This window comes from Microbacterium maritypicum MF109 (genome assembly GCF_000455825.1).
Classification (GTDB): domain Bacteria; phylum Actinomycetota; class Actinomycetes; order Actinomycetales; family Microbacteriaceae; genus Microbacterium; species Microbacterium maritypicum_A.
In genome coordinates, this window is record NZ_ATAO01000052.1 from 1 (window position 1) to 271 (window position 271).

Below are 271 nucleotides of genomic sequence, written 5' to 3' on the forward strand. Positions count from 1 at the left end.
CGCATCGGTCAGGTCAAGGCCGTCTGGGTGCGGCACTTCGTCGGTCACGGCGGCGACTTCTACTTCAAGGACTGGCACGCCGATCGCCGACGCACGACGGGACTGCTGCTGCAGAAGGGCGCCCACGACATCGACATCATCCACTGGCTCGCCTGCGCCTACAGCGAGCGCGTCTCCGGGATGGGGGCGCTGAGCGTGTACGGCGACATCACCGACCGTCGTGACAGGGCGGGGGAGCGGATGCCCGACTGGTTCAGCATGGACAACTGGC

1 protein-coding gene is annotated in these 271 nt (G+C 67.2%); it reads left to right on the forward strand.

Annotated features, from left to right (window positions below; genetic code table 11):
- Nucleotides 1-271 (forward strand): Gfo/Idh/MocA family protein (locus L687_RS0120865; RefSeq protein WP_031206736.1); only part of this gene is annotated, 271 nt, incomplete at both ends.